The organism is Pseudomonas guariconensis, from assembly GCF_024127895.1.
In the GTDB taxonomy this organism is placed as follows: domain Bacteria; phylum Pseudomonadota; class Gammaproteobacteria; order Pseudomonadales; family Pseudomonadaceae; genus Aquipseudomonas; species Aquipseudomonas guariconensis_B.
In genome coordinates, this window is sequence record NZ_JAMYBK010000013.1 from 54,043 (window position 1) to 78,902 (window position 24,860).

Genomic DNA, 24,860 nt, shown 5'->3' on the forward strand with positions numbered 1-24,860 from the left:
CAGGCACATCAAGCCGGCAGATGGCCGGCCTGCACCTCGGGCAGGGGCGAGCGCTGCCAGCCGCGCCCGGAATCCACCCAGAAATTCACCGACAACGAGGTGGAGCGTGACTCCACCTGGTGGAACCACCCCTCCGGCAGGAACAGCAGGTCGCCAGCCTGCAGGATCACCCCGATGAAATGCACCGCCCTGCACCCGGGGAAGCGCGCGAAGTCCGGCGCTCTGGGGTCGACGTCGCAGCCTTCCAGGCCGCCGTCGGGCGAGGTCGCCCAGCAGCCCAGGGCATCGCGGTGATGGGGCGCGGCGAGGATGAAGGACTTCTCTCCCCACACCTGGGCGAACAGGTTGTCGCTGTCGTCCCGGTGCAGCGGGGTCAGGGTGCCTTTCGGACCGATCCAGATGCGCGGCGGGATGAACTGGTCGGGCTCGAAGTAGGCGGGGTAGCGGATATGTTCGAGCAACTGCGTGGGCAAGATGTTGTTGCCCATGTAGGCCGGCGGTTGGCCGTCGCGGGTCGCGGGTGCCGGCGCGTCCAGGCTGGCGATGAACTCGGCCATGGAGGTGGAGCGGAAGTCGCGCTCGGTGGAGAAGGTCTTCTTCACGTAGTCGCCATGGCGCGTGATGCCCTGCAGGTTGGCGAACAGCTCTAGCGAGGCCTGGCGGCCGATGTTGAACAACGGCCAGTCGTGCAGGGCGTCGCTGATCACCACGGGGATGCCATGGCGCATGTAGCGCTCGCGGAACTCCTCCACCGACAGGCCGCTGCGTGGCCGGCGTTGTATGGCGAGCAGGGGCGCCTGGCTTGCCGAGAGCCGGTCGCTGGCGCGTGGCCGCGCCGGGTAGCGTCGATTGGCCTCGACCGCAGGAGCACGGGTACCGCGTAGCGCCGTGTGAATCGCCTGGGGCAGCAGCGTGGCCAGCCCCAGGTTGCCCCCGATCTTCAGCCGGCCGTTGGCGAACAGCTCCTCGACATTGGCCTTGCCGGCCATGATGTTCATGAAGTCGCCGCTGGCCACCTCGATGGTCACATCCGCCGCCGGGTGTCGGCCCTGGCCGCTGCCCCCTTGGCCGCCGGCCTTGAACCAGAGCGCGGTATGGCCGTCGAAGACGAACTGGAAGAGGCCCTTGAGGCCGACGCTGTCGGCGCTGGCAAACAGTTTGCCCAGAATGGTCTGCAGGTCCACGGCACGCTCTCTCGTTGGTTGTTCTGAACAGAAGACGAGGCGTGCGTAGGGAAATTTATCCGTCAGCGCCGCTGGCCATTTCGCCAATTCCAGGTCGGATAGGTACAAAAGCTCCCTTGGGCGTTCTGCTGCAATGCATCTCAGGCGACCGGCCTGAAACAGCGTGCTCACAACGACAAGGAATACCCGACCATGCAAATGCCCAAGACCCTGAACATCCGCAATGGCCAGAAGGTCCAGCCGACCTTTTCCGAGCAGGAATATGCCGCCCGCCAGGCCAGGCTGCGTGCCTACATGGCCGAGCAGGACATCGAGGCGGCGATCTTCACCTCGTACCACAACGTCAACTACTACAGCGACTTCCTCTACTGTTCCTTCGGTCGGCCCTACGCGCTGGTGGTGACCCAGGACAAGGTGGTGTCGATCAGTGCCAACATCGACGGCGGCCAGCCCTGGCGGCGCACGGTCGGCACCGACAACATCGTCTACACCGACTGGCAGCGCGACAACTTCTTCGTCGCCATCCAGCAGGCCCTGCCGCTGGCCTCGCGCATCGGCGTGGAGTTCGACCATCTCAACCTGCAGAACCACGGCAAGCTCGCCGCCTGCTATCCCAAGGCCGAACTGGTGGACATCGCTGCACCCTGCATGCGCATGCGCATGATCAAGTCGCGCGAGGAGCAGGCGCTGATCCGTCATGGCGCACGCATCGCCGACATCGGTGGTGCGGCGGTGGTGGAGGCGCTGCGCGACCAGGTGCCCGAGTACGAAGTGGCGCTGCACGCCACCCAGGCGATGGTCCGCGAGATCGCCCGCAGCTTCCCCGAGGCCGAACTGATGGACACCTGGACCTGGTTCCAGTCCGGGATCAACACCGATGGCGCGCACAACCCGGTCACCAGCCGCCGGGTGAACAAGGGCGATATCCTCAGCCTCAACTGTTTCCCGATGATCGCTGGCTACTACACCGCCCTGGAGCGCACGCTGTTCCTCGACCACTGCCCGGATGAGCACCTGCGCCTGTGGCAGGCCAATGTCGAGGTTCACGAGGCGGGCCTGAAACTGGTCAAGCCCGGCATGCGTTGCTGCGACATCGCCCGTGAGCTGAACGAGATCTTCCTGCGCCACGACCTGCTGCAGTACCGCACCTTCGGCTACGGCCACTCCTTCGGCACCCTTAGCCACTACTACGGCCGCGAGGCAGGCCTGGAGCTGCGCGAGGACATCGATACGGTGCTGGAACCGGGCATGGTGGTGTCGATCGAGCCGATGATCATGCTGCCAGAGGGGCGGCCGGGCGCGGGTGGCTATCGTGAGCACGACATCCTGATCGTCAACGAGAGCGGCGCCGAGAACATCACCCAGTTCCCCTACGGCCCGGAGCACAACATCATCCGCAAGTGATCGCGTTGCCCCTTGGCGGACCGGTCGGTTGCCGACCTGCCCGCCAAGGGCGCGGTACTGGCGCCAGCGGCGCTTGCGGCCAGGAGGTGGGCCGCGTTCTTCCAAGAAAAAACACCTCCAGTGTGACCGTTAGACCCTGCCACCAACTACAAGAACAGAGGGTACCCGTCATGTCCCAGCGTCACGATTGCTGTGTCTCGAGCCGTATTTCGCACGCCGTCCGCGGAGGTGCGCGATGAGTCTCCCTGGCACTACCACCATGAGCACACCAGATCTCGGCGTCCAGGCCCGCGATGCCGAACGCCAGGCCTTGCGCAAGGCCGCGCGGGCCAGTTTCATGGGTAACTTCGTCGAGTGGTTCGACTACGCCGCCTACGGTTACCTGGCCACCATCATCGCCGTCACCTTCTTCCCCGAGGCGGACAAGACCACCGGCCTGCTGGCCACCTTCGCGGTATTCGCCCTGTCGTTCATCGTGCGCCCCCTGGGCGGTGTCGTATGGGGGCATTTCGGCGACCGGCATGGTCGGCGCAACGCATTGTCCTGGTCGATCCTGATCATGTCGGTGTCGACCTTCTGTATCGGTATCCTGCCGGGGCATGCGCAGATCGGCCTGTGGGCACCGTGCCTGCTGTTGCTGATCCGCCTGGTGCAGGGTTTCTCCGCCTCGGGCGAGTACGCCGGTGCCGCGGCCTTCCTCGCCGAGTACGCACCGCCCGGCCGGCGAGGTTTCTATACCAGCATCGTGCCCGCCAGCACGGCGGCCGGCCTGCTGTTCGGCGCGGCCTTCGTCGCCACCCTGCACGCGCTGCTCAGCACCGAGGACCTGCACAGCTGGGGCTGGCGCCTGCCATTCCTGCTGGCCGCGCCATTCGGCCTGGTGGGCCGCTACATCCGCATGAGCCTGCAGGACACGCCGAAGTTCCTGGAGATGGAGCAGCGTCTGGAAAGCAAGGCCTGCGCGACGCCATCACCGATCCGCGAACTGCTGACCCAGCACTGGCGTGCCGTGCTCATCGGCATCGGCGTGACCTGCCTGAACGCGGTGGCCTTCTACCTGCTGCTGAGCTACATGCCCACCTACCTGTCCAACGAGATGGGCATGAGCGAGCGGGATTCGTTCATCGCCTCGACGGTGTCGCTGGCCACCTACATCGGCCTGATCTTCCTCATGGGCCGGCTGTCCGACCACTTTGGCCGCAAGGCCATGCTGGTGGTCGCCTCGCTGCTGTTCCTGGGCCTGACCGTGCCGCTGTTCAGCCTGCTCGACCACCAGCCGCTGTTGGTGATCCTGGCGATCCAGATCCTCTTCGGCGCGATGCTGGCGATGAACGACGGCACCTTGCCGTGCCTGCTGGCCGAGATCTTCCCGACCCGGGTGCGCTTCAGTGGCTTCGCCCTGAGCTTCAACATCGCCAATGCGTTGTTCGGGGGGACCGCGCCGTTCATCGCTACCTGGCTGATCCAGCTGACGGGCAACAAGCTGGCGCCGGCCGGGTACCTGCTGGCGGCGGCCGCGGTGGCCCTGGTGGCGATGCTGGCCTGTCGGGAGACGGCGCACCGGGCGTTGAAGGACTGAAACCTGGGGATGAAGGGCAAGCCTCATACCCTTCAATGCAACGAAGCCTGCCGCCGCTCACCCAGCGGCGACAGGCCGAAGAAGCGGCTGTAGCTCTTGGAGAAATGCGCAGGCGAGGTGAAGCCGCAGGCCAGGGCGATCTCGCGAACCTGCGCATCGCTGCGCAGCAGCAGCTCCCGGGCCCGTGACAGGCGCAGCTCCAGGTAGTACTGGCTGGGCGTGCGCTGCAGGTACTTGTGGAACAGCCGCTCCAACTGGCGCACGGTCACGTCGTTGAGGCTGGCCAGCTCCTCCAGGCCCAGCGGCTCCTCCAGGTTGGCCTCCATGATCGCCACCACCTGGCTGAGCTTGGGCTGGGCCGTACCCAGGAGGGTACGCAGGGGTACCCGCTGGCGCTCGCGCTCGCCACGTACACGATCGCACAGCAGCAGTTCGGCGGCCTTGGCGGCGATGGCCAGGCCGTCATCTTGGCGCGCCACCAGCTGCAGCATCATGTCCATGGCAGCCACGCCACCGGAGCAGGTGTAGCGGTCGCGGTCCAGCTCGAACAGCTGGTTGGAGATGATGATGCCGGGAAAGCGCTCCTTCAGCGCCTCGATGTCTTCCCAATGGATGGTGCAACGGTAGCCCTTGAGCAGGTCGGCCCGCGCCAGCAGATGGCTGCCGGTGCAGATGCCGCCCAGCGGCACGCGCTGGCGCGCCAGTTGGCGCAGCCAGTCGATCAGTGGCCGGGTGCTGCGGTCGTTGCTGATCGGGTTGGCGCCCACCACGAACAGGGCGTCGAGCGCCGGGGCATCGGCGATGCCGTGGTCGGGCAGGATGCGCATGCCGTTGCTGGCGGTGACCGGGTCGGGGGTGGCGGCGATGAGCACACTGCGAAACAGGGTGCGCCGGGCGGCCAGGTTGGCCATGCGCAGGGTCTCCACCGCCGAGGCCAGGCCGATGGTGGTGAAGTTGGGCAGCACCAGGAAACCGTAGGTCCTGGGGGCGGCTGGGGAGGGCTGGAGCATGTCCGATCTTCCTGTGCAGGCTGAGGTGTCGTTCGTCAGGGCAGAGAAAATCGAGCCTCGAGGTGTTTGTTGTCGTGGGCCGTGGCGGCCTGATAGTACACCTGTATGGCAGGCGCCGGAATGCACCGCTGAGCGGGTGCAGCCATGCCCGGGGCGAGCAGCGCTACAGCGCTGCGCCCCGGCGCCTGGCCCACAGCCAGTGGTCCAGGCTCAGGCGGCCGGCACCCTTGAGCAACAGCGGCAGCAAGGCCACCAGGTAGATCAGCGGCAGCTTGAAGTTGCCGTGGCCCTGGTCGGTGATCGCATAGCCTTGCGCCAGCTCCGCCAGGCTCGACCAGTGTGCCGGCCAGTGCACGGCGGCGATCGCCACCAGGGTCACCACCATCAGTACCGCCGAGGCCAGGCGGGTGCCCAGGCCGAGCAACAGCAGCAGCGGGCAGAGCAGCTCGGCCCACAACGACAGTTGCCAGTTCAGGCCTGCCGGCAACAGGTCGAAGGGGAAAGGAAAGCTCGCTTGCAGGTCGGCGAACCAGTTGCTGCCGTTGAGTTTTTCCCAGCCGGATTCGAAGAACTCCCAGGCCAGGAACAGCCGTAGCGGCAGGTCGGCGCTCCACTGGCCGAAACGCTCGAGGGTGGTGAAGGTGCGGGTCAGGGTGGTCATGGTGGGCATCTCGCAATCAGCAGGAAGGGACGGCTACGGCGCGGCGCTTGCGCTGAGCCAGCTTGGCGGTGAGCTTGAGGGCGATGGCGGCGAACATCAGGGCGAAGGCCAGCGGGTACCAGCCGCCCATGGGGATGCGCTTGTAGAACGACAGGCAGAACACCGCCGCCAGGGCCCAGCTGCCGGTGCTGTGCAGGGCCTTCCACGGGCCGGCGCCGAGCAGGCGCATGGGAGCCTTGAACGAGGTCAGGGTCAGCAGCAGGAGGAACAGGTAGCCGACCGTGCCCGGCAGGCTGGAGGTGACCGTGCGACCTGCCCAGAACAGTTCGGGGTACTGCCGGGCATAGAGGTAGATGAGTACGGCGTGCACGCTGTGCGAGAAGGCGAAGGCCAGCCCCAGGTAGCGCCGCTCACGCAGCAGGCGTCGGCTGCTGGTCCCGGGCAGCAGGGTGACCAGCGACGAGGCGAGGAAGGCCAGCAGGAACAGCGCGAAGGAGCTGCGCGCCGTGGCGCGGATGGCGCTGCGCAGGCCGTCCGAGCCCAGTGGGTGGGCGGCCAGTACCACGGCGGTCATCAGCAGGGTGAGGCCGGCCAGGGCGGCGAACAGCCTCCAACCGGAGGGTAGGGCGGAAGGTTTCATGCGTGAGGCTCCCAGGGTGTCCGGCGACGGCGGGGGCTGTCGCCTTGATGTGTCCGGGAGTGTGCGGGGGCGGGGTATCTGCAGTGTGTCGGTGGGCTGGGGGTTGTGTATCGTTGTGTAGAGGTTGGTGCCTAGGTGGCCGTGCATTGGGGCTGCAAAGCAGCCCCAGGTGCTGTAGCGGTGGCTTTGCTCGCGAAGGGGAAGGTCGCTTTCACCTCAACTCGACCTGGGCACAGAGCCCGCCACCTGCCCGGTTGCTCAGGGTCAGTTGCCCGCCCATGGCCTGGGTCAGTTGCTGGGCGATGGCCAGCCCCAGGCCGGTACCGCCGGTACTGCGGTTGCGCGAACCCTCGACCCGGTAGAACGGCTTGAGCACCTCGTCCAGCTCGTCGGCGGGAATACCGGGTCCGTCGTCGAGTACGCATATCCGCGTGACACCATCTCGATGGCTGACCTCCAGCTGCGCCGCCCCGGCGAACTTCAGGGCATTGTCCACCAGGTTCACCAGCACCCTGCGCAAGGCATGGGGGCGGGTATGCAGGGTGACATCGGTACTGCCGAGGCGCTCGACCTGCGCGCCGCTGTCCTGGTAGTCGAACACCAGGCTGTCGAGCAAGGCATCGAGGTTGACCCGGCAGGGCGCCTCGGTACTGCTGTCCATGCTGCGGGCATAGGCCACGCCTTCGCGCACCAGATGCTCCATGGCCGTCAGGTCGCTCCACAGCTTGTCCTTCTCCAGGCCGTCGTCCATCACCTCGACCCGCAGCTTCATCCGCGTGATCGGCGTCTGCAGGTCGTGGGAGATGGCCGCCAGCAGTTGCATGCGCTCCTTGAGGTAGGCGCTGATACGCGCCTGCAGGGCATTGAAGGCCACGGCGGCGTAGCGCACCTCGCGAGGGCCGCTTTCGTCCAGCTGTGGGCCTGGCCGGTCCGGGTCGAGGTCGTCCACCGCCCTGGCCAGGCGGGTCAGCGGGCGGATCGCCAGGCGTACCGCTAGCCAGGTGCAGAGCAACAGCAGCACCAGTTGAACCAGCAGCACCACCGGCAACCACGACGCCAATGGCACGCCCGCCGGGGTGACGTCGATGGTCAGCGGCGCGCCGTCGGCCAGGCGCAGGTGTACCTGGAAATGCGCATGCGGGCCGGGAATCTCCTGGAAGGTCAGGGCATAGTCCTGGCCGATCGCCTTGACGATCGACTCGGCAGCCATGGGGGGCGCCTCGCTGGGCATGGCTTGGCCGGCTTCGCCCTGGTCCAGCCGGTAGCGATAGCTGTGGCGCGCCAGGCGCGGCAGCCAGGTGGCGCGCTCGGCAGCCGGCAAGCGGTCGAGGATGGCCACCGAGGTGGCCACGTCCAGTTCCAGGTTGCTCAGCATCATCGAGCGGCTGCTGATGTAGCGCTCGTAGAACTGCAGGCTGAACGACAGCCCGTAGGCCAGTACCAGCCCGGTGAGGAAGATCAGGGCCAGGCGCGAGGCCAGGGTACGTGGCCACCTCATGACGGCGACTCGAGCAACTGCACCGGCAGGGAGAACACGTAGCCCTCGCTGCGCACGGTCTTGATGCAGGTCGGCTCGCGGGCATCGTCGCCCAGGCGCTGGCGCAGGCGGCTGACCAGCAGGTCGATGGAGCGGTCGAAGATGTCCGCCTCGCGGCCCTGGGTCAGGTTGAGCAGTTGCTCGCGGCTGAGTACCCGCTGCGGATGGTCGAGAAACACCCGCAACAGGCGGTATTCGGCGCCGCTCAGGGCTACCAGCGTGCCTTGGGTGTCGAGCAGGTGGCGGGCGGTGGTGTCCAGGCGCCAGTGGCCGAAGCCGATCAGTCGGCTGCTTTCGCTGATGGTCAGGTTGGGCGGCAGCATCCGCGTGCGGCGCAGCACGGCGTTGATCCGCGCCAGCAGCTCGCGGGCGGAGAACGGCTTGGTCAGGTAGTCGTCGGCGCCCATCTCCAGGCCGATGATGCGGTCGGTTTCGTCGTTGCGGGCGGTGAGCATCAGCACCGGCGTATTGCGATGCTTGCCGGCGCGCAGTTCGCGGCACAGCAGTAGGCCGTCGTCGCCGGGCATCATGATGTCGAGGACGATCAGGTCGACGCTGTTGGCCTCGAGGAACGTACGCATCTGCCGGCCATCGGCGACGATGCTGGTGCGCAGGCCGTTCTTCTTCAGGTAGTTGCCGACCAACTCGCGGATTTCCCGGTCGTCGTCGACGATCAGGATGTGATCGACGTGTTCCATCGGAGGGTTCCTGTCTGGGTGGGATGGGCGCAGTGTACCGGGGGCGGGGGCGCTTGCCTGCGGGGTTTTGTATTGCAGTGTATCCCGCGCCGCCAGGGATACAGGAAGAAGCACGTCGCCCGCTGCTTGGACACATCCGCGATACCTGGCGAGCGTGAAATGGCTCTCGACCGGGGAGATTCCACTCCCCACCTGCAAACCTTGCACAGGAGAGATGCCATGAACTTCAAGACCTTCGCCAGCGCCAGCCTGTTCGCCGTGCTCGGCCTCGGTGCCATCGCCGCCCAGGCTGCGACCAGCCCGACGGAAGACAGCCGGGTGATGCAGTACCGCTATGGCGACCGGCTGGACGTACAAAAAGTCCTGTCGGTGATGGACGACCAGAGCAATGCCTGCGGGGTGGTCAACACCCGCATGGACTACCTGGACTCCCAGGGCCGGCACCAGAGCGTGGAATACCGCACCTACGCCACTGGCGGTTGCCATGAAAGCTGATCGACGCTTGTTGCTGAAGGCCGGCGGCGTGCTGCTGGCGCTGACGGGGCTGGGCCTGGCCGGCCAGTTGTTGGCCCGCGACAGCTACGGCGCCATGCCGTCGCTGTCTGGCGCCAGCGCCTGGCTCAACTCGCCGCCGCTGGACACCGAGGCGCTCAAGGGCAAGGTGGTGCTGGTGGACTTCTGGACCTGGGACTGCATCAACTGCCAGCGCAGCCTGCCGCATGTCGACGACTGGGCACGGCGCTATGCCGACCAGGGGCTGGTGGTGGTCGGTGTGCACACGCCGGAGTACGACTACGAGCACGACATCGGCCAGTTGCGCCGACAGGTGGCCAGGCTCGGCATCGGCTATCCGGTGGCGGTGGACAACGACTACCGGGTCTGGAACGCCTGGGGTAACCAGGCCTGGCCGGCCCATTACTTCGTCGATCGCCAGGGGCAGGTGCGCCATGTGCATTTCGGGGAGGGTGACTATGGCGGGCAGGAGAAGGTGATCCAGGCGTTGTTGGATGAGCGATTACCCAGCCCTTCGGACCGAGTCGGCCACGAATGATGCCCCTTGCAGGGGCCGGCTTGAGGCTTGTTCTGATGCTGGGGCGCGAAGCGCCCCCGCTTTCACAGGAAACTGGCGAAGTGCGCCTGCATCCGACCGGCATCCGCCACCCGCCCGCTGAACAGCTCGAACGCCTTCACCGCCTGGAACACCGCCATGCTCCCGCCGTCCAGCGTGCGGCAGCCCAGGGCCCGGGCATGGCGCAGCAGTTCGGTCTCCAGGGGGAAGTAGATGATTTCCGCCACCCATAGCCGGGCGTGCAGCAGCTCTACTGGCACCGGTGTGCCAGGCAGCTTGGCCATGCCCACCGGCGTGGTGTTGACCAGGCCGTCGGCGGTCGCCAGTGCATCGGCCAGGTCCGTGCCCAGCACGGCGCGATCGTTGCCGAAGCGGGCTTGGAGATTGTCCACCAGCGCCTGGGCACGGGCGCTGTCCACATCGAACAGCACCAGCCGCCGAACCCCTTCGCCGAGCAAGGCATGGGCCACCGCCGAGCCCGCGCCACCGGCGCCCATCTGTACCACCTGGTGTCGCGCCACGTCCGCCAGGCCACGCCGGAAGCCTTCGGCGAAGCCCAGGCAATCGGTATTGTGGCCGACCCGCTTGCCATCCTTGAGCACCACGGTATTCACCGCACCGATGCCGCGGGCCTCCTCCGACAGTTCGTCGAGCAGCGGCAGGATCGCCTGCTTGAAGGGGTAGGTGATGTTCAGCCCGGTGAAGCCGGTGTGCTGGGCGGCCTCGAGCAGGCCGGGCAGGGCGCTGTCGTCCAGGCCCAGTTGGTCGGCATCGATCAGCCGGTAGAGGTAGCGCAGGGCCTGGGCATCGCCTTCGCGTTCGTGCAGCGCCGGGGTGCGTGAGGCCTGGATGCCGCGGCCGATCAGCCCGGCGAGGATGCTCGGGCGGTTCATGCGGCCTGCTCCCCGAGCAACCGGGCGAAGTGTGCCAGAGCCAGGCGGTAGCCGTGGCTACCCAGGCCGCAGATGACCCCGATGGCGATCGACGACACGAACGAGATGTGCCGGAACGGCTCGCGTTTGTGCACATTGGACAGATGCACCTCGATCACCGGCAGTTCGCTGGCCACCAGGGCGTCACGGATCGCCACCGAGGTGTGGGTCCAGGCACCGGGGTTGATCAGGATTCCGGCACAACGGCCGCGGGCAGCGTGGATCCAGTCGATCAGCTCGCCTTCGTGGTTGGTCTGGCGGAACTCGATCTGCAGGCCCAGCGCGTGCGCGCTGTCGGCGCAGCCGTGGGCCAGGTCGGCAAGGGTTTCATGGCCGTAGTTGGCCGGCTCGCGGGTGCCGAGCAGGTTCAGGTTGGGGCCGTTGAGCACGAGGATCAAGGGTGTCATGGCGGGCATCGCTTTGTTGTTGTTGGATGCCTGATAATTGTACTACCTGGTTAGTTTTGTCAATTGAAGGGCACCGTTGGCGAATGAAAGTGGGCGATTATCGAACGCGGCGGGGTTGCCTGAACCAACCCCGCCGCGAAGAGCACGCCGGGTACAGCGCCTAACCGAGCTCCTTGACCGCCTGGGGCTGCTGGCTGCCGCAGCTTTCGTCATGCAGCGAGATCCGCGAGGTTTCCGGCAGGGCCAGCCCTCCCACCAGCGCTACCAGGGCGATGACCACCAGGTAGAACGCCGGCGCCAGGCTGCTGCCGGTCTGGCTGATCAGCCAGGTGGCCACCAGCGGTGCGGTGCCGCCGAACAGGGTGTAGGCCACGTTGTAGGTGATTGCCGAGGCGGTGTAGCGGGTGCGGGTCGGGAAGCTCTCCGAGAGCAGCGCGGCGGTGACCACACCGCTGAGCAGGGCGCCGACCGCCAGCAGGATCACCCCCAGCAGCGCCCCGGACAGCGACCCGGAACTGGCCAGCCAGTAGGCCGGGAACACCGCCACCATCACCCACAGGCAGGTGAAGCCGATGGTCCGGCGCCGGCCGACCCGGTCGGAAAAGGCCCCGGCCAGCGGGCAGCCGACGGCAGCGAACAGCAGGGCCACGGTGGACACCAGCAGCGACTGGGCGCGGGTCAGGTTGCCGACCATCTGCAGGTAGGTGGAGAAGTAGGTGGTGAACATGTAGAACGACAGCGCCGTCAGCGAGATGAACGCTCCGAGGTTGCGGATCGCCCGGCCATGGTGGCGCAGGGTTTCCTTGAGCGGCGAATGGGCGTGCTCTTTACCCTGCTTGCTCTGCGCCATGGCTTCGCGGAACGCCGGCGTTTCCTCCATGCGCCAACGCAGGTAGAGGCCGACCAGCCCCAGGGGCGCGGCCACCAGGAAGGGAATGCGCCAACCCCAGGCGTTCATCGCCTCGGGCGACAGGCTGGCTTCCAGGGCGTAGGCGATCACGGCCGCGCAGGCGAAGGCGGAGAAGGTCGAGACAGGGACGAAGCTGCCATAGAAGGCGCGCTTGTCGTTGGGGGCATGTTCCATCAGGTAGGCACAGGCGCCGGCGTATTCGCCGCCGGCGGAAAAGCCTTGCAGGCAGCGGGCCAGGGTCAGCAGCGCCGGGGCGGCCAGGCCGATGCTGGCGTAGGTCGGCAGCAGGCCGATCAGGGTGGTGGAGCCAGCCATCAGCAGGATCGTCAGCGACAGGATGCGCTTGCGCCCCAGGCGGTCGCCCAGCGCGCCGAAGACGATGCCACCCAGCGGACGCAGGGCGAAGGCCACGGCGAACACGGCGAAGGTCTTGAGCAGGGCGACACTGGCATCGCCGCTGGCGAAGAATTGGCTGGCGATCAGGGTGGCGAGGAAACCATAGACGGCGAAGTCGAACCATTCGACGAAGTTGCCGATGGCCGAGGCGGCGATCACCCGGCGCAGGGTGGCGGGGGATACCTCATGGGGTGCGGGCATGCGGATGCTCTCCGGTCTGGGTAGGCAGCCTGGACGGAAGTGGCGCGGTCAGGCCGCGCCATCGTTGTTGTCTGGCCCAGTAGACCGGCAGCGGGGGGCGGGTGCTTCTTCATGGGCGACATCGGGATGCCTGTTTCGACCGCCGTACCGGTCTTCCGTGGCGCGAAGCGGCCCCAAGGCAGGGGCCTCAGCCAGCCCTCGCCTGGCCCCTCAGAAGCGCAGGTCCATGGCCACCTCGAACGTCCGCGGCGCGCCCATGTAGTACTGCCCGCCATAGGCCTGCTTGGCATACAGCTCATCGGTCAGGTTGCGCACCCGTGCGGTGAGCGCGGTGTGTTCGTCCAACCGGTAGCGGGCGAAGGCGCCCAGCAGGGTGTAGGCCGGTGCCTTGAGGGTGTTGGCATTATCGGCGTACACCGAGTCGACATAGCGCGCATCCATCCCCACCGCCCAGGCCGGGCCGAAGCTGTAGGTCAGCCACAGGTTGCCGACGTTGGCCGGCACGTTCACCGGGGCATTGCCCTTGCGCGACACCGACACGCCATTGACTGCCTCGTTGAATTCGTCGTACTGCGCGTCGACATAGGCATAGTTGGCCTCGGCCAGCAGTTGCGGCGTGACCTGCAGGCGCGCGGACAGCTCGATGCCGCGAGAGGTCTGCTGGCCGGCCTGGACGGTCAGGTTGGGATCGCGGGAATCGCGCACGGCGAAATCCTTGCGCACGATCTGGTACACCGCCACGGTCGCCGCGCCACGCCCGTCGAGGAAGTCGAACTTGCTGCCGGCCTCCCACTGCTCGCCCTTGGACAGGTCGAACAGGCCCACGTTGGAGTAGGTCGCCGAGGCCAGCGAGCCGGCAGGCAGGTCGGCGGAGGTGCTGTACTGCAGGTAGACGCTGGCCGAAGGTGTCAGCTCGTAGGTCAGCCCCACACGGCCGCTCAGCGGCTCCCAGCGCCGTTCGAAGAACGCCGGGCTGGTGGGCGTGACCGTGCCATAGTTGGTCACCTCCATGTCCAGGTAGTCGTAGCGCAGGCCGGTGAGCAGGGCCAGGCGTTCGGTCAGCTGCAAGCGGTTCTCGGCGAACAAGGCACGGTTGGTCACCTCGTGGCGGCGTTGCTTGGTGAGGCCCGCGTTCACCCCGGGGATGTCATCGAAGCTGCCCGGGTCGAAATGCTCCGGGTCGACCACGTCGCTCCAGCTGCCGGAGGTCGGGTACAGGGTCTGGCGCATGCGCGAGTAATCCAGGCCCAGCGACCACTGGCTGGCCAGGCCCAGCACCTGGTTGTCGTGGCGCAGCTCTACCCGGTCGCCCAGCACGTTCTGCTGGTGGCGCTGCAGGTAGGGGCTGGCGCGCACGACCTTGCCGTCGTTGTCGTAGCGGTAGCTTTCGAGGTTGCGATAGTCGCGCTCGGCGTTGTAGTGGTACAGGGTGTTCTGCACGCTGGTGCTGTCGCCGAGCTGGTAATCGAGGATCGAGCGCAACCAGCGCACCCGCTGTTCGTAGCGGCCGTCGCCGACGTTGTAGTTCTCGAAGCGGCGGCTCTTGTCGATCTTCATGGTGCTACGGCCCGGCAGGATCGGCGAGCCCCAGTAGGGGCTGTCTTCCTTGTCCTCCTGGTACTCCAGTGCCAGGGTATGGGTGAGGTTGGGCGACAGGTCGCTGAGCACGGAGAAGGCCAGGCTGTCGGTCCAGCGTTCGTTGCGGTCGACATAGCCGTTGCCATGCCCGTGGCTGAAGTCCAGGCGGGCGAAATGCCGGGCATCGGCGGGGTTGTCGGCCAGGGCCTGGTTGATGCCGAAGGCGATCTCGGAATCATCGTAGCTGCCGTAGCGCAGCCGGCCGTCGAAGGTCTGTGCGTCGCGGCTGGCCAGCTTGCTGATGTAGTTGATCGAGCCGCCCACGGCGCCGGCGCCATGCAGGAACGACGACGGCCCGCCGATCAGCTCGACGCGGTCGATCACCCAGGCGTCCAGCGGGCGGGTGGCGCTGCTGTAGCCAAGGTTGATGCCGTTGAACAGCTGGGTGACCTGGTTCTGGGTGAAGCCCCGGTAGGACACGAAGCCGCCATAGCCTGGGTTGGCCGAGGCGTTCACTCCGGTCATGGCATTGATCACGTCCTGGGTGTCCTTGGCGCCGCGCGCCTCGATCACGTTGCGGTCCGAGACGCTCACCGAGGCGGGTGTCTGCCGTGCCGTCAGGCCAAGCCGCGAGCCGGTGCGGATCGGTTCGTCCAGTTGCACGCCCGAGGGGGCTTCGCGTTCGCCATCGACGGTGGTGGCGGTCAGTTCGATGGGCGCAGGGGCCGCCCAGGCAGAGGTGCAGGTGCCCAACAGGAGCACCAGGGAGGTGTTGCGAATCATGTTGTTGTGTCTTCCACGCAAAGGTCATGGCTGACCGGCCGCGCACGCCAGTGCGCCCGGCCAAGGTCAGGCGTAGGTTGCTGCTGCGGGAAGGACGGCGGGGGAGGCGCGAGGATTGAGGGCCGGGCGCAGGTCGCGCGGCGGCGGCTGCGCCCAACTGCGTACGACGATGGGTGAGGGGGCGTTGCCCTGGCGCGCGGCGAAGGACCAGCCGGCAGTGGACAGCGGGACAGCCAGGGCGAAGGACGAGCACACCGGGCAGTCGAGCTGGGCCATGTGCGCATCGCCGCCAGCACCGGCCAGGTCGATGGCCGGGCCATGGTCGCTGGACACCGAGCAGAAACCACCTTCCAGCCCGGCCAGGCGCAGGCCGTTCATCTGGCCGTGGTGCAGGCCGCACAGCAATAGGCTGAACAGGACGCTGGCGTAGAGCGTCCAGGCGGTCAGCGAGCGTGTCCGGCGGGAGGTTTTCATGGCGGCGAATCTATCATTCGGATGGATCGCCGGGATAGAGGGCCGGTGTGGTGGATTGTCGCAATGCCGGTTGGGGGCGGCCGTAAAGCCGGCCCTGCTTCAGGCCGAACGCCGCGCCGGCTCGGTTTGGGCCTCCGCGGTGGGCTGTTCGCGTGCGGCATCCTCGAGGATCAGGTCCGCCCCTTTCTCCGCCACCATCATCACCGCCGCATTGGTATTGCCCGAGGTCACGTTGGGGAACACCGAGGCGTCGACGATGCGCAGCCCTTGCAGCCCGTGTACCGCCAGGCGGCTGTCCACCACCGTGGTGGCCGTGTCGCTCCCCATGGCACAACTGCCGCACAGGTGGTAGATCGACCCGCAGTTCTCGCGAAAGTACTGGAGCATGGCTTGGTCGTCGTCCACCGTCGGGCCGGGCAGCACTTCCTCCAGGGTGATCGCCTCGAGCGCCGGTGCCTGCATGATGCGGCGTACCAGTCGGCTGCCTTGGATAGCTTCGTCGATGTCCTTCTGCGTGCTCAGGTAGTTCGGGTCGATCAGCGCCGGGGCGGCCGGGTCGCGCGAGGCGATGCGGATCTCGCCACGGCTGGTTGGGCGGCATGGGTTGAAGCACAGCAGGAAGCCGGAATAAGGCTCTGGCTCCAGGCTGGCCTTGTTGCTCTTGGGGATTCGGTACGACAGCGGGTTGAAATACAGCTGCAGGTTGGGGTACGGCTGGTGCTCGTCGCTGCGAAAGAAACCGCCAGCCTGGTTGACGCTGAGCGCCAGCGGGCCTTTGCGGGTCAGCAGGTACTGCAGGCCGAGCCTGAGCTTGCCGAGCAGCGAGCCGAATGCATCGTTGAGTGTCGGCACGCTGGCCTTGTAGTAATAGCTCACGCACAGGTGATCCTGCAGGTTCTTGCCCACCGCCGGCAGGTGATGCAGGGTCTCGATACCGTGCTGCGATAGCAGCGCACGGTCGCCGATGCCGGACAACTGGAGAATCTTCGGGGTATCCACCGCGCCAGCGGCGAGGATCACCTCATGCCTGGCGTGGAACGTGCGCTGTACCCCGCGCTGGGAAATGCGCACGCCGCTGGCGCGCGAACCCTCGAACAGCACGCATTCGACCAGCGCATGGTGCTCCACGCTGAGGTTGCGCCGGCCCAGGGCCGGGTGCAGGTAGGCGAAGCTGCTGGAGCAACGGCGGCCGTCGCGCACATTGACGTCGTAGATACCAGCACCTTCGAAGCGCTTGCCGTTGAAGTCCTCGCTGCGCGGGTAGCCGAGCTGGCCGCAGGCCTCGAGGAAGGCGTCGCAGATCGGGTGTGCCTGGCCCTTCATCGGCGTGATGCCGATCGGCCCGCTGGCGCCGTGGTACTCGCTGTCGCCGGCCGGGTGGGACTCGAGCTTGCGAAAATATGGCAGCACGTCCTTGAACGACCAGCCTTCGGCGCCGTTGGCCGCCCAGTCGTCGAAGTCATGGGCCTGGCCGCGCACGTAGATCATTGCGTTGATCGAGCCGGAGCCGCCCTGGACCTTGCCCCGTGGTGCATACAGGCTGCGCCCGGCCAACTGGGCCTGGGGCTGGCTGTAGTACATCCAGTTGAAGGTGGGGTTGTAGTAGAGCTTGGCAAAACCCACCGGCAGCTTGAACCACGGCGAGCTGTCCTTGCCGCCGGCCTCGAGCAGCAACACGTTGTAGCGGCCACACGCGCTCAAGCGTGCGGCGAGGATGCAGCCGGCCGATCCGGCGCCGACGATGATGTAGTCGAAATCTTTCATGTATAGCTAACCCTGTGAATGGAGGGCCGCTCCCTGGGAGCGGCACGGCGCTCAGCCCTTGGCTGGCGAGACGTCCTTGACGTCGACCGGGTCCGGCGCCATCTGCAGGTGCAGGCGCTCGCCCTCGTAGCCGCTGTGGCGACGCACCACCGCCATGTCCAGCTCGACCCCCAGGCCCGGTTCGCGGGAGGGGATGATGTAGCCGTCCTCCCACTGCAACGGTTTCTTCAGGATCTCGGCGTGGAAGCCGTCCCAGGTACCGATGCTTTCCTGGATCAGGAAGTTCGGCGTGCAGGCGGCCAGCTGGAAGCTCGCCGCTGCGCCGATCGGGCCGTTGTACAGGTGCGGGGCGATCTGCGCGTAGTAGGCCTCGGCCATGCTGGCGATCTTCTTGCCTTCGAGCAGGCCACCGCAGCGCCCGACGTTCATCTGCAGGATCGAGGCGCCGCCGGCCTGCATGAGCCTGAAGAACTCGTACTTGGTGGTCAGCCGCTCACCGGTGGCGATGGGGATGCTGGTCTTCGCCGCGACCTGGCCCATGGCCTCTTCCTGGCCCGGCGGGATCGGCTCTTCGAACCACAACGGGTCGTACTTCTCCAGGCGCCTGGCCAGGCGGATGGCCGAGGACGGCACCATCTGCCCATGGGTACCGAACAGCAGGTCGCAGTGGTTGCCGACCGCCTCGCGGATGCGTCGGCAGAAGGCCTCGCAACGCTCCAGCACCTCCAGCGATAGTTGGTGGCCGGAGAACGCTGTGTAGGGGCCGGCCGGGTCGAACTTCAGTGCGGTGAAGCCCAGTTGCATGTTCTGTACGGCGCACTCGGCGGCCAGGTCCGGGTCGCTGTAGTCGTATTCGCCGCGTGCGTTCAGCGGATACAGATAGGTGTAGGCGCGCAGGCGTTCGTGCACCTGGCCGCCGAGCAATTCGTACACCGGCTTGTTCGCCGCCTTGCCGATGATGTCCCAGCAGGCCATCTCCAGGCCGCTGACAACGCCCATCATGGTCAGGTCCGGGCGCTGGGTGAAACCGCTGGAATAGGCGCGGCGGAAGAAACGCTCGATATGGTGCGGGTCTTGGTCGAGCAGGTAGCGGGCGAACACGTCCTCGATCACCGGTACCATGGCACGGGGGTGAAAGGTCGCCGCGTAGATCTCGCCGACGCCTTCGATGCCGCAGTCGGTCTTGAGCGTCACGAACAGCCAGTACATGCCGCCGATGTGCGGTGGCGGTACCGCCACCACGTGGGTCTGGAGGGATACGATCTTCATGCTTTGCCTGCCTTTGCTTGAATGCGTCTGTTCAGGACCAGGGTGGCGACGACACCGAGCAGGCCCATCGCCACGACGTAGGAGAAATAGATCTGGTAGCCGAGAAAACCGGGGAAGCGGTCGATGATCCAGCCATTGAGCAGAGGCAGGAACACGTCCGGCGAGTAGCCGACCAGAGAGATGATGCCGATGGCCAGGCCGGTGACCCGCAGCGGTACCTGGCAGTCGTCGAGGATCGCCCAGTACAGGCCGCGGATGGCGTAGGTCATCAGGCCGATGAAGATCACCAGGAATACCAGTACGCCCAATGCGCGCAGGCTCGGCAGCACGATCAGGCCGATCATGCCCAGCGCCGCCAGGACCATCGCCCAGGCCAGCACGCCAACCTTCGAGTAGCGGTCACCCAGCCAGCCGCCACCGATGCCGCCCAGCGGCCGCATCCACAGCTTGAGGGTGGTGATCAGGCCGGCGGCGGTGGCGCTCAGGCCGAAACCGCCTTCCTGCAGGTAGGCCGAGAAGCTGTAGGTGGCCCAGAAGAAGTGATAGCCACAGAAGACGATGGCGGTGACCAACCACAGTTCGGGGATCGCCGCCAGGGTGCGCAGGTCGTGCAGCAGGTTGGCCTTCTCCCGGGGGGAGCCGTCGCGGGCCTTGCCCTGCGGGTCGCGCACCAGCACCAATAGCAGGCCGAGCACTACGCAGCAGGCAGCGTAGAAGTGGATCACCCGGGTCAAGCCGAGGGCGCTGCCGGCATTGTCGTCGGCAACCTGGGCGAACAGGGCGATGGCGACGGTCGCCAGCAGCGCCTCGACCAACCCGCGGCCACCGTCCAGTACGCCGAAGAAGCGGCCCTGCTCGGCCTCACCGGCGATCATCTTGACCCGCTTGATCAGCGATGCCCAGAAGGTCAGCCCGGTGGTGATGCCGAAACCGCAGAAGATCGCCAGCAGCGATTCGAAGCCCGGCAACTGGGCGTACCACACACCGAGCAGGCCGGTGGCGACCAGCGAGAAGCTGATCAGCAAGCGCGGCGACAGGCGATCGGCCAGCCAGCCGCTGGGCAGGTAGCTGACCAGGAAGGCGGTGCCGAGGATCGAGTACAGGTAGCCCAGCTCGCTGTTGCTGATGGCCAGGGCCTCGAGCATGGTGCTTTGGTACACCTGGCGCAGGTACAGCATCGGATAGATGCCCCCGGCGGCCAGCACCAGCAACGCCAACTGCAGGTAGCGGGACAGGTTGGCGGCAGCTGCGGGCACGGCAAGTGCCTCGGTATTTATTGTTTTTTTCATTGTGGTTCTCGCGGGCGGGGCTGTCGCCCCAAGGGTTGCGAAGGGCGCACGGGCCGCGCGCCGGTGTCGGTCAATGCTTGAGCACCACCAGGCGCGTCTGGGTGAACTCGAGCATGCCGTGCTTGCCGTCGTCACCGCCGAGCCCCGAGCGCTTCCAGCCGGCGTGGTAGCCCTGGTACGGGTCGGCAGGGGTGCGGTTGACGTACAGCTCGCCGGCCTCGATGGCACTGGCCACCTTCATGGCGCTGCGGTAGTGCTCGCTGTAGAGCACCGACGACAGGCCGAACTGGTGGTCGTTGGCCATGGCCAGGGCGTCGTCCAGAGTGTCGTAGGACAGCACCGGCAACACCGGGCCGAAGGTCTCTTCCTGGACGATCTCCATGTCCTGGCGGCAATGGCTGAGCAAGGTGGCGGGGTAGAAGTTGCCCGCGCCGGCCGGCCAGTAGCCACCGGCTTCCAGGTGGGCACCGGCGGCGATGGCGCGCTGGACCTTGGCGTGGATCTCCTCGCGGGCGGCGGCGCTGACCAGCGGGCCCATGCAGGCCGGGTCGATGGCCCGGTCGCCGCAGCGTACGGCGGCGAATCGCTCGCGCAGCAGGGCGAGGAAACGGTCATGCACGCTGGCCTGTACATAGACCCGTTCGATGGCGGTGCACAACTGGCCGCAGTGAGTGGTCTTGGACGCCACGATGGCCGTTGCCGCAGCCTCGAGGTCGGCATCGGCCTCGATGATCGCCGGGGTCTTGCCGCCCAGCTCCAGCGATGGCTTGGCAATGTTGGCCTTGCAGTACTCCAGCACTGTGCGCCCGGCACGCACGCTGCCGGTCAGGGTGATCATGCCCACGGTGGGCTGGGTGCACAGGGTGGCGGCCACTTCGTGTTGCATGGCCAGGATGTTCACCACGCCATTCGGCAGCTGTGCCCGGCGCACGGCGCGGGCGATGGCGAAGGCCGACAGCGGTGTGTTGTTGCTCGGCCGCACCACCACCGTGTTGCCGGCGATGAGGGCTGGGGCGACCTTGCGTAGCAAGGTGTAGACCGGGTAGTTGAACGGGATCAGGCAGGCGACCACGCCGATGGGCTCGCGCTTGAGCAGAATCGTCTCGTCGCGGCTGTCGCTGGGGATCACCTCGCCCTCGATGCGCCGTGCCCACTCGGCGTGGTAGCGGGTGATCTCGGCAGCGTACAGCGCTTCGTTGCGGGCTTCATCGGGGGCCTTGCCGGATTCGGCGGCCAGCGCTGCGCCGATGTCGTCGGCGCAGGCCTCCAGGGCATCGGCCAGGCGGCGCAGGTGCTGGCCGCGCTCGATTGCCGGCAGCGCCGCCCAGGCGCGCTGAGCGCGCGTGGCGGCCGCGACGGCGTGGATGGCTTGTTCATGGCTGGCGGCAGCCACGCTGCCGGCGACCTGGCCGGTGGCGGGGTTAAGCACGGTCAGCCGTTGATTGGCGATCGGCTCGACGAAGCGTCCGTCGATGAAGTTCTGCTCTGTACGCATGGAGGGTTCCGCTTGCGGGTTGAACGGGCCCACGAAGGCTGGCCAGCGGGCGCGGGGCCGGTGCGGGAGGCCGTCGTTTCTTGTGGGTTATGGCGGACAATTTGTCGCAGGTGGGGGCGGGGAACAAACGATTAATAGGTGGGGGTAACGTGCGCAAAACGCATGTTACCCAGTGGCTGCTGCGCAGCCCATCGCCGGCAGGCCTCACATGGCCCTGCAAGCCGCATCATTCGCGGTCGACTCGGCCCCTGGACTACCGGCTTGCCGGCGACGGGGCGCGAAGCGGCCCCAATACAACGGCGCACTCACTCGCAGCCCGCCACCTCCGACGGTCCGCCCAGGTTGCGTTCGGCCAGCCACACCTCCTGCATCAGCCAGTCGCGAAAGCGTTCCACATGGGGCGGCAACTCCTGCTCCGGGCGGGTCACCCACCAGTACGACTGGTGCCCGTCGACCTGTACGTCGAGCACCTGCACCAACTGCCCGGCAGCCAGCTCGCGGGCGACCATCTGGCGATCGGCGATAGTGATGCCCAGGCCATCGATGGCCGCGCGAATGGCCAGGTCCAGCAGGTCGAACTCATAGCCGCCACGCAGGTCGACGCCCTGGATCCGCGCCGCATCCAGCCAGTGGCGCCAGGTCAGGTAGCGCTGGTCCTCGCGGGCCAGCACATGCAGCAGGGTCATGTTGCGCACGTCAGCCCTGCGCTCTTCCTGCTGGGCCAGCAACGACGGCGAACATACCGCGATGTGCCGCTCGTGCATCAGCAGCGAACTGTCCAGGCCATCCCATTCGCCGTTGCCGAAGCGGATCGCGCAGTCCAGGGTGGCGATTTCCGCCAGGTTGTCCTGCAAGTGGGTGGTGAGGGTCACTTCCAGCTCCGGATGCGTTTCGCGCAGGCGCCCCAGGCGCGGCAGCAGCCAGCGGCTGGCGAAGGTCGGCGGGGCGTTGAGGCGAATGCGCGTGAGGTGTTGGCGCTGCTGGATGCCGCGCACCGTCAGTTCGATGCGGTCGAACGACTGCTGCAAGGCGTGCAGCAGCGTGCGCCCGGCATCGGTCAGTTGCAGGTGGTGGTGACGGCGCTGCAGCAAGGGCTCGCCCAGTTGCTCCTCCAACTGGCGGACCTGGCGGCTGACGGCGCTCTGGGTGACGTTGAGCAGTTCCGCCGCGCGGGTGAAGCTGCCGGTGCTACCGGCCACCTCGAAGGCCTTGAGGGCGTTGAGTGCCGGGATCTTGCGTTTCACTCGCCGGTTTCTCCTGCAGCGTACGGGTCAGAAGTAATAGCCGATGTTGGCGTACAGCTGGTTTTCCCAATGGTCGGTACCACCCCGGGCCAGGCTCTCGGTGTAGCTGCTGCCGCCGATGTAGGGGTCGTTGCGGCCGTTGAGCCATTCCACCGCGATGTAGAAGCTGCGCACCGAGAACGACGTGCCGAGGATGAAGCGCTCGGAGGTGTCGAAGCCCTGGGCCGACTTGTCGAAGCGGCTGTAGTTACCGTACACCTTGACTGCGCTGACCCAGTCGCCGAGGAAGGTGCCGGGGAAGCTGTAGGCCAGGTCGCCGACATACAGGTTACCGCGGCTGGCGACATTGTAGGTGCCGTCGTAGCCGCCGAAGGTCACCCGTTCGCCGTTGTCCGGGTTGCGCGGCGACATCTGTTGCCGCGCCGCCAGCAGCTGCACGCCCCAGGGGCCGTCGTTGCCCAGGTAGTGCAGGGCCACGGCATTGCGCCGACCGGCGTCGTGGGTGTCGCGGTTCTCCAGGCGCGAGGTCAGCCCCGAGACGCCTACCTCCGATTGCCAGTCGCCCAGGGCGAAGGTGCGCGCCAGGCGCGCCACGGCGATCTGCCGCTCCTGGTTGCGATTGCCGTCTGCAACGTAGTCGTCCGCGGCAGTGACCACGCTGGAGTAAGTACTGCCATTGCTGGTGCCGCGCCCGGGCCAGGCCGGGCGGCCATACAGGCCCAGTTGCAGGTTCCAGTCGCCTTGCTGGTGGATGTACTTGGCCCCTACTGCCTCGACGTCCTCGAGGCCGATGACGTTGCCCAGGGTTTCATAGAAGGTGCTGCCGAAGTAGGGCTGCAGGCCGAACGGGATCTGGTTGAGGCCGACCTGCACCTGGCGATCGGGGTCGAACCTGTAGCCGATCCAGGCGTACTCGGCGAAGGCGATGTCACCGACCTGGTCGGTGTACTGGTAGGGGTAGGCCTTGCCATAGAAGCGGTAGCGCACGGCACCGATCCAGCTGTCGGAGGTGTAGGTGGCACGCAACATGATGGTGTCCAGGCCGGCCTTGTCGAGCTTGCGGTCCGGGTCGTGGTCGAAGCGTGCACGGATGGCGCCGCCGACGTCGAGATGGTCGGTGATCGGCACGGCCTGGGCGAGAGGCGCCAGGGTCAGCAGGGCAGGGAACAGCAGGTGGCTGGGACGCAGGTGGAGTGGGGACACAGTGGGACCTCGGGTGGTTTCTTGTCGTTATCCGGGGTTGGGGGAGCAAGGGATCGCCGCGTGGCCCGTATCGCGGGCAGCGGCCCTATGCCACCTCCGGCTGTCAGCGACCCTATCCAAGGTCCTTGCCCCGGCACAAACGACCAATACGCAGCAGTAACCCGAGAAAAACGCATGTTTGCGGCGCGCGGCATACCTGTAGAATCGTCCTACAAAAACAACGACCAGCGACTCCGCCATGCGTACCCTGCCACCCCTGAACATGCTCAAGGTCTTCGAGGAAGTCGCGCGGCATCGCAGCTTCAACCGCGCCGCCGATGCGCTCAACGTCACCCAGGGCGCGGTCAGCCGGCAGATCAAGCACCTGGAGGACTACCTGGGCGTGATCCTCTTCGTGCGTGGCCCGCGCGGGCTGGCCCTGACCGAGGCGGGCAACGCCCTGGCGCCGCACCTGGGCGAGGCCTTCGACCGCATCGAGCGAGCCCTGGAGGCCGTACGGGTGCCCAACTTGCGGCAGCGCCTGCGAATCCTCGCTCCGCCGACCTGGGCCACTCGTTGGCTGTCGCCGCGTCTGCGCGGTTTCATGCAGCGCTATCCCGACATCAGCCTGAGCGTCACCAGTCAGCGTGATGACGAGCATCCCGGCGAGCTCGACTGCCGCATCCTGTTCAGCCGCGAGCAAGCGCTGGCCGGCAGTCGTCAGTTGCTGGTGATGGAGCGTCACATCGCCGTGGCTAGCCCGGAACTGTTCGAGGACGGCCGCGAGCCCTGCCTGAGCCATCACCCGTTGCTGCACATCCTCCACGAGGGGCGGCGCCTGAAGGTCTGGGAGAACTGGCTGGCGGCCACCGGTCGCGACGACATCGATGCGGGCAGCGGCATCGAGTTCAGTACCCTCGACCAGGTGATCCACACCGCCCTGGCTGGGGGTGGCCTGGCGGTGATCGACCGGCAGATGATCGAGCGCGAGCTGGCCAGCGGCAGCCTGCTGCCGATCACCCCGGTAGAGGTGATCGGGCCCTATGGCTACTGGCTGGAGGTGCCGGCGGACAAGCGCGGGCTGTCGAAGGTCGAGCGGTTCGCCGAGTGGCTGGCGACAGTGAGCAATCCCTGAGGCGATCGGGCCGGTTCTG

The 24,860-nt window shown here is 66.8% G+C and carries 22 protein-coding genes; 5 read left to right on the top strand and 17 right to left on the bottom strand.

What is annotated here, in order from left to right:
* Positions 1 to 8: 8 nt before the first annotated feature.
* Positions 9 to 1,184, bottom strand: a complete 1,176-nt coding sequence (locus NJF35_RS14910) for a cupin-like domain-containing protein (protein ID WP_253091210.1) — start codon at positions 1,182 to 1,184, stop codon at positions 9 to 11.
* Positions 1,185 to 1,376: 192 nt separating this feature from the next.
* Between NJF35_RS14910 and NJF35_RS14915 the strand changes: the two genes are divergently transcribed.
* Complete coding sequence (locus NJF35_RS14915) at positions 1,377 to 2,588, top strand: M24 family metallopeptidase (protein WP_225789689.1); 1,212 nt, start codon at positions 1,377 to 1,379, stop codon at positions 2,586 to 2,588.
* Between the two features lie 259 nt (positions 2,589 to 2,847).
* The gene (locus NJF35_RS14920; RefSeq protein ID WP_225789688.1) at positions 2,848 to 4,167 is read left to right on the top strand and encodes an MFS transporter; all 1,320 of its coding nucleotides are present in this window, start codon (positions 2,848 to 2,850) and stop codon (positions 4,165 to 4,167) included.
* 32 nt (positions 4,168 to 4,199) lie between these two features.
* On the opposite strand, the gene NJF35_RS14925 is transcribed toward NJF35_RS14920, so the two are convergent.
* The 5 genes from NJF35_RS14925 to NJF35_RS14945 all read right to left on the bottom strand — a co-directional run bounded on the left by NJF35_RS14925 (position 4,200) and on the right by NJF35_RS14945 (position 8,713).
* Positions 4,200 to 5,177: a GlxA family transcriptional regulator gene (locus NJF35_RS14925; RefSeq protein WP_253091211.1), complete on the bottom strand. Its 978-nt coding sequence runs from the start codon at positions 5,175 to 5,177 to the stop codon at positions 4,200 to 4,202.
* 163 nt (positions 5,178 to 5,340) lie between these two features.
* Positions 5,341 to 5,838, bottom strand: coding sequence for a DoxX family protein (locus NJF35_RS14930; protein ID WP_253091212.1), 498 nt, complete (start codon positions 5,836 to 5,838; stop codon positions 5,341 to 5,343).
* 16 nt (positions 5,839 to 5,854) lie between these two features.
* Complete coding sequence (locus NJF35_RS14935) at positions 5,855 to 6,478, bottom strand: ferric reductase-like transmembrane domain-containing protein (RefSeq protein WP_253091213.1); 624 nt, start codon at positions 6,476 to 6,478, stop codon at positions 5,855 to 5,857.
* A 211-nt stretch (positions 6,479 to 6,689) separates the two neighbouring features.
* Entirely contained in the window at positions 6,690 to 7,976 is a 1,287-nt protein-coding gene (locus tag NJF35_RS14940; RefSeq protein WP_225789684.1) for a sensor histidine kinase, read from the bottom strand.
* Complete coding sequence (locus tag NJF35_RS14945; RefSeq protein ID WP_225789683.1) at positions 7,973 to 8,713, bottom strand: response regulator; 741 nt, start codon at positions 8,711 to 8,713, stop codon at positions 7,973 to 7,975. The genes NJF35_RS14940 and NJF35_RS14945 overlap by 4 nt, the downstream gene beginning before the upstream one ends.
* Before the next feature lie 219 nt (positions 8,714 to 8,932).
* Between NJF35_RS14945 and NJF35_RS14950 the strand changes: the two genes are divergently transcribed.
* Together NJF35_RS14950 and NJF35_RS14955 are read left to right on the top strand one after the other, a co-directional pair.
* Positions 8,933 to 9,208 carry a DUF2790 domain-containing protein gene (locus NJF35_RS14950; RefSeq protein ID WP_253080327.1) on the top strand — a complete coding sequence of 92 codons (276 nt, stop codon included), beginning with the start codon at positions 8,933 to 8,935 and terminating at the stop codon, positions 9,206 to 9,208.
* Positions 9,198 to 9,764 carry a thioredoxin family protein gene (locus NJF35_RS14955; protein WP_225789681.1) on the top strand — a complete coding sequence of 189 codons (567 nt, stop codon included), beginning with the start codon at positions 9,198 to 9,200 and terminating at the stop codon, positions 9,762 to 9,764. Before NJF35_RS14950 ends, NJF35_RS14955 begins: the two co-directional genes overlap by 11 nt.
* A gap of 62 nt (positions 9,765 to 9,826) precedes the next feature.
* Here NJF35_RS14955 and NJF35_RS14960 read toward each other — a convergent pair whose 3' ends face one another.
* The 11 genes from NJF35_RS14960 to NJF35_RS15010 all read right to left on the bottom strand — a co-directional run bounded on the left by NJF35_RS14960 (position 9,827) and on the right by NJF35_RS15010 (position 23,727).
* Complete coding sequence (locus NJF35_RS14960) at positions 9,827 to 10,675, bottom strand: shikimate dehydrogenase (RefSeq protein ID WP_253080326.1); 849 nt, start codon at positions 10,673 to 10,675, stop codon at positions 9,827 to 9,829.
* Positions 10,672 to 11,121 carry a type II 3-dehydroquinate dehydratase gene (gene aroQ, locus NJF35_RS14965; RefSeq protein ID WP_225789679.1) on the bottom strand — a complete coding sequence of 150 codons (450 nt, stop codon included), beginning with the start codon at positions 11,119 to 11,121 and terminating at the stop codon, positions 10,672 to 10,674. The genes NJF35_RS14960 and aroQ overlap by 4 nt, the downstream gene beginning before the upstream one ends.
* A gap of 160 nt (positions 11,122 to 11,281) precedes the next feature.
* Positions 11,282 to 12,628 carry an MFS transporter gene (locus tag NJF35_RS14970; RefSeq protein WP_253091214.1) on the bottom strand — a complete coding sequence of 449 codons (1,347 nt, stop codon included), beginning with the start codon at positions 12,626 to 12,628 and terminating at the stop codon, positions 11,282 to 11,284.
* Between the two features lie 210 nt (positions 12,629 to 12,838).
* On the bottom strand, positions 12,839 to 14,989 hold the full coding sequence (locus NJF35_RS14975; protein WP_253091215.1) for a TonB-dependent receptor: 2,151 nt from the start codon (positions 14,987 to 14,989) through the stop codon (positions 12,839 to 12,841).
* A 66-nt stretch (positions 14,990 to 15,055) separates the two neighbouring features.
* Positions 15,056 to 15,463: a DUF2946 family protein gene (locus NJF35_RS14980; RefSeq protein WP_225789676.1), complete on the bottom strand. Its 408-nt coding sequence runs from the start codon at positions 15,461 to 15,463 to the stop codon at positions 15,056 to 15,058.
* A gap of 99 nt (positions 15,464 to 15,562) precedes the next feature.
* A complete protein-coding gene (locus tag NJF35_RS14985) occupies positions 15,563 to 17,227 on the bottom strand; it encodes a GMC family oxidoreductase (protein WP_225789675.1) in 1,665 nt (554 codons plus the stop codon).
* Positions 17,228 to 17,278: 51 nt separating this feature from the next.
* Positions 17,279 to 18,496 carry a mandelate racemase/muconate lactonizing enzyme family protein gene (locus NJF35_RS14990; protein WP_225789674.1) on the bottom strand — a complete coding sequence of 406 codons (1,218 nt, stop codon included), beginning with the start codon at positions 18,494 to 18,496 and terminating at the stop codon, positions 17,279 to 17,281.
* Positions 18,493 to 19,785, bottom strand: coding sequence for an MFS transporter (locus NJF35_RS14995; protein WP_225789673.1), 1,293 nt, complete (start codon positions 19,783 to 19,785; stop codon positions 18,493 to 18,495). The genes NJF35_RS14990 and NJF35_RS14995 overlap by 4 nt, the downstream gene beginning before the upstream one ends.
* A 70-nt stretch (positions 19,786 to 19,855) precedes the next feature.
* Positions 19,856 to 21,280 (bottom strand): aldehyde dehydrogenase, encoded by a 1,425-nt coding sequence (gene aldA, locus NJF35_RS15000; RefSeq protein ID WP_225789672.1) that lies wholly within the window; start codon positions 21,278 to 21,280, stop codon positions 19,856 to 19,858.
* A 305-nt stretch (positions 21,281 to 21,585) separates the two neighbouring features.
* Complete coding sequence (locus NJF35_RS15005; protein WP_225789671.1) at positions 21,586 to 22,524, bottom strand: LysR substrate-binding domain-containing protein; 939 nt, start codon at positions 22,522 to 22,524, stop codon at positions 21,586 to 21,588.
* 27 nt (positions 22,525 to 22,551) lie between these two features.
* Positions 22,552 to 23,727 carry a hypothetical protein gene (locus NJF35_RS15010; RefSeq protein WP_410896979.1) on the bottom strand — a complete coding sequence of 392 codons (1,176 nt, stop codon included), beginning with the start codon at positions 23,725 to 23,727 and terminating at the stop codon, positions 22,552 to 22,554.
* A 238-nt stretch (positions 23,728 to 23,965) separates the two neighbouring features.
* On the opposite strand from NJF35_RS15010, the gene NJF35_RS15015 reads away from it, so the two are divergent.
* Positions 23,966 to 24,841 carry a LysR substrate-binding domain-containing protein gene (locus NJF35_RS15015; protein WP_225789670.1) on the top strand — a complete coding sequence of 292 codons (876 nt, stop codon included), beginning with the start codon at positions 23,966 to 23,968 and terminating at the stop codon, positions 24,839 to 24,841.
* Positions 24,842 to 24,860: the final 19 nt, after the last annotated feature.

Coding starts and splice junctions, on each gene's coding strand:
- NJF35_RS14985 (WP_225789675.1), bottom strand. CDS start 17,227: ATGAAAGATTTCGACTACATCATCGTCGGCGCCGGATCGGCCGGCTGC.
- NJF35_RS14960 (WP_253080326.1), bottom strand. CDS start 10,675: ATGAACCGCCCGAGCATCCTCGCCGGGCTGATCGGCCGCGGCATCCAG.
- NJF35_RS14945 (WP_225789683.1), bottom strand. CDS start 8,713: ATGGAACACGTCGATCACATCCTGATCGTCGACGACGACCGGGAAATC.
- aroQ (WP_225789679.1), bottom strand. CDS start 11,121: ATGACACCCTTGATCCTCGTGCTCAACGGCCCCAACCTGAACCTGCTC.
- NJF35_RS14920 (WP_225789688.1), top strand. CDS start 2,848: ATGAGCACACCAGATCTCGGCGTCCAGGCCCGCGATGCCGAACGCCAG.
- NJF35_RS14955 (WP_225789681.1), top strand. CDS start 9,198: ATGAAAGCTGATCGACGCTTGTTGCTGAAGGCCGGCGGCGTGCTGCTG.
- NJF35_RS14980 (WP_225789676.1), bottom strand. CDS start 15,463: ATGAAAACCTCCCGCCGGACACGCTCGCTGACCGCCTGGACGCTCTAC.
- NJF35_RS14970 (WP_253091214.1), bottom strand. CDS start 12,628: ATGCCCGCACCCCATGAGGTATCCCCCGCCACCCTGCGCCGGGTGATC.
- NJF35_RS14935 (WP_253091213.1), bottom strand. CDS start 6,478: ATGAAACCTTCCGCCCTACCCTCCGGTTGGAGGCTGTTCGCCGCCCTG.
- NJF35_RS15015 (WP_225789670.1), top strand. CDS start 23,966: ATGCGTACCCTGCCACCCCTGAACATGCTCAAGGTCTTCGAGGAAGTC.
- NJF35_RS14940 (WP_225789684.1), bottom strand. CDS start 7,976: ATGAGGTGGCCACGTACCCTGGCCTCGCGCCTGGCCCTGATCTTCCTC.
- NJF35_RS14930 (WP_253091212.1), bottom strand. CDS start 5,838: ATGACCACCCTGACCCGCACCTTCACCACCCTCGAGCGTTTCGGCCAG.
- NJF35_RS14990 (WP_225789674.1), bottom strand. CDS start 18,496: ATGAAGATCGTATCCCTCCAGACCCACGTGGTGGCGGTACCGCCACCG.
- aldA (WP_225789672.1), bottom strand. CDS start 21,280: ATGCGTACAGAGCAGAACTTCATCGACGGACGCTTCGTCGAGCCGATC.
- NJF35_RS14925 (WP_253091211.1), bottom strand. CDS start 5,177: ATGCTCCAGCCCTCCCCAGCCGCCCCCAGGACCTACGGTTTCCTGGTG.
- NJF35_RS14995 (WP_225789673.1), bottom strand. CDS start 19,785: ATGAAAAAAACAATAAATACCGAGGCACTTGCCGTGCCCGCAGCTGCC.
- NJF35_RS14915 (WP_225789689.1), top strand. CDS start 1,377: ATGCAAATGCCCAAGACCCTGAACATCCGCAATGGCCAGAAGGTCCAG.
- NJF35_RS14950 (WP_253080327.1), top strand. CDS start 8,933: ATGAACTTCAAGACCTTCGCCAGCGCCAGCCTGTTCGCCGTGCTCGGC.
- NJF35_RS14975 (WP_253091215.1), bottom strand. CDS start 14,989: ATGATTCGCAACACCTCCCTGGTGCTCCTGTTGGGCACCTGCACCTCT.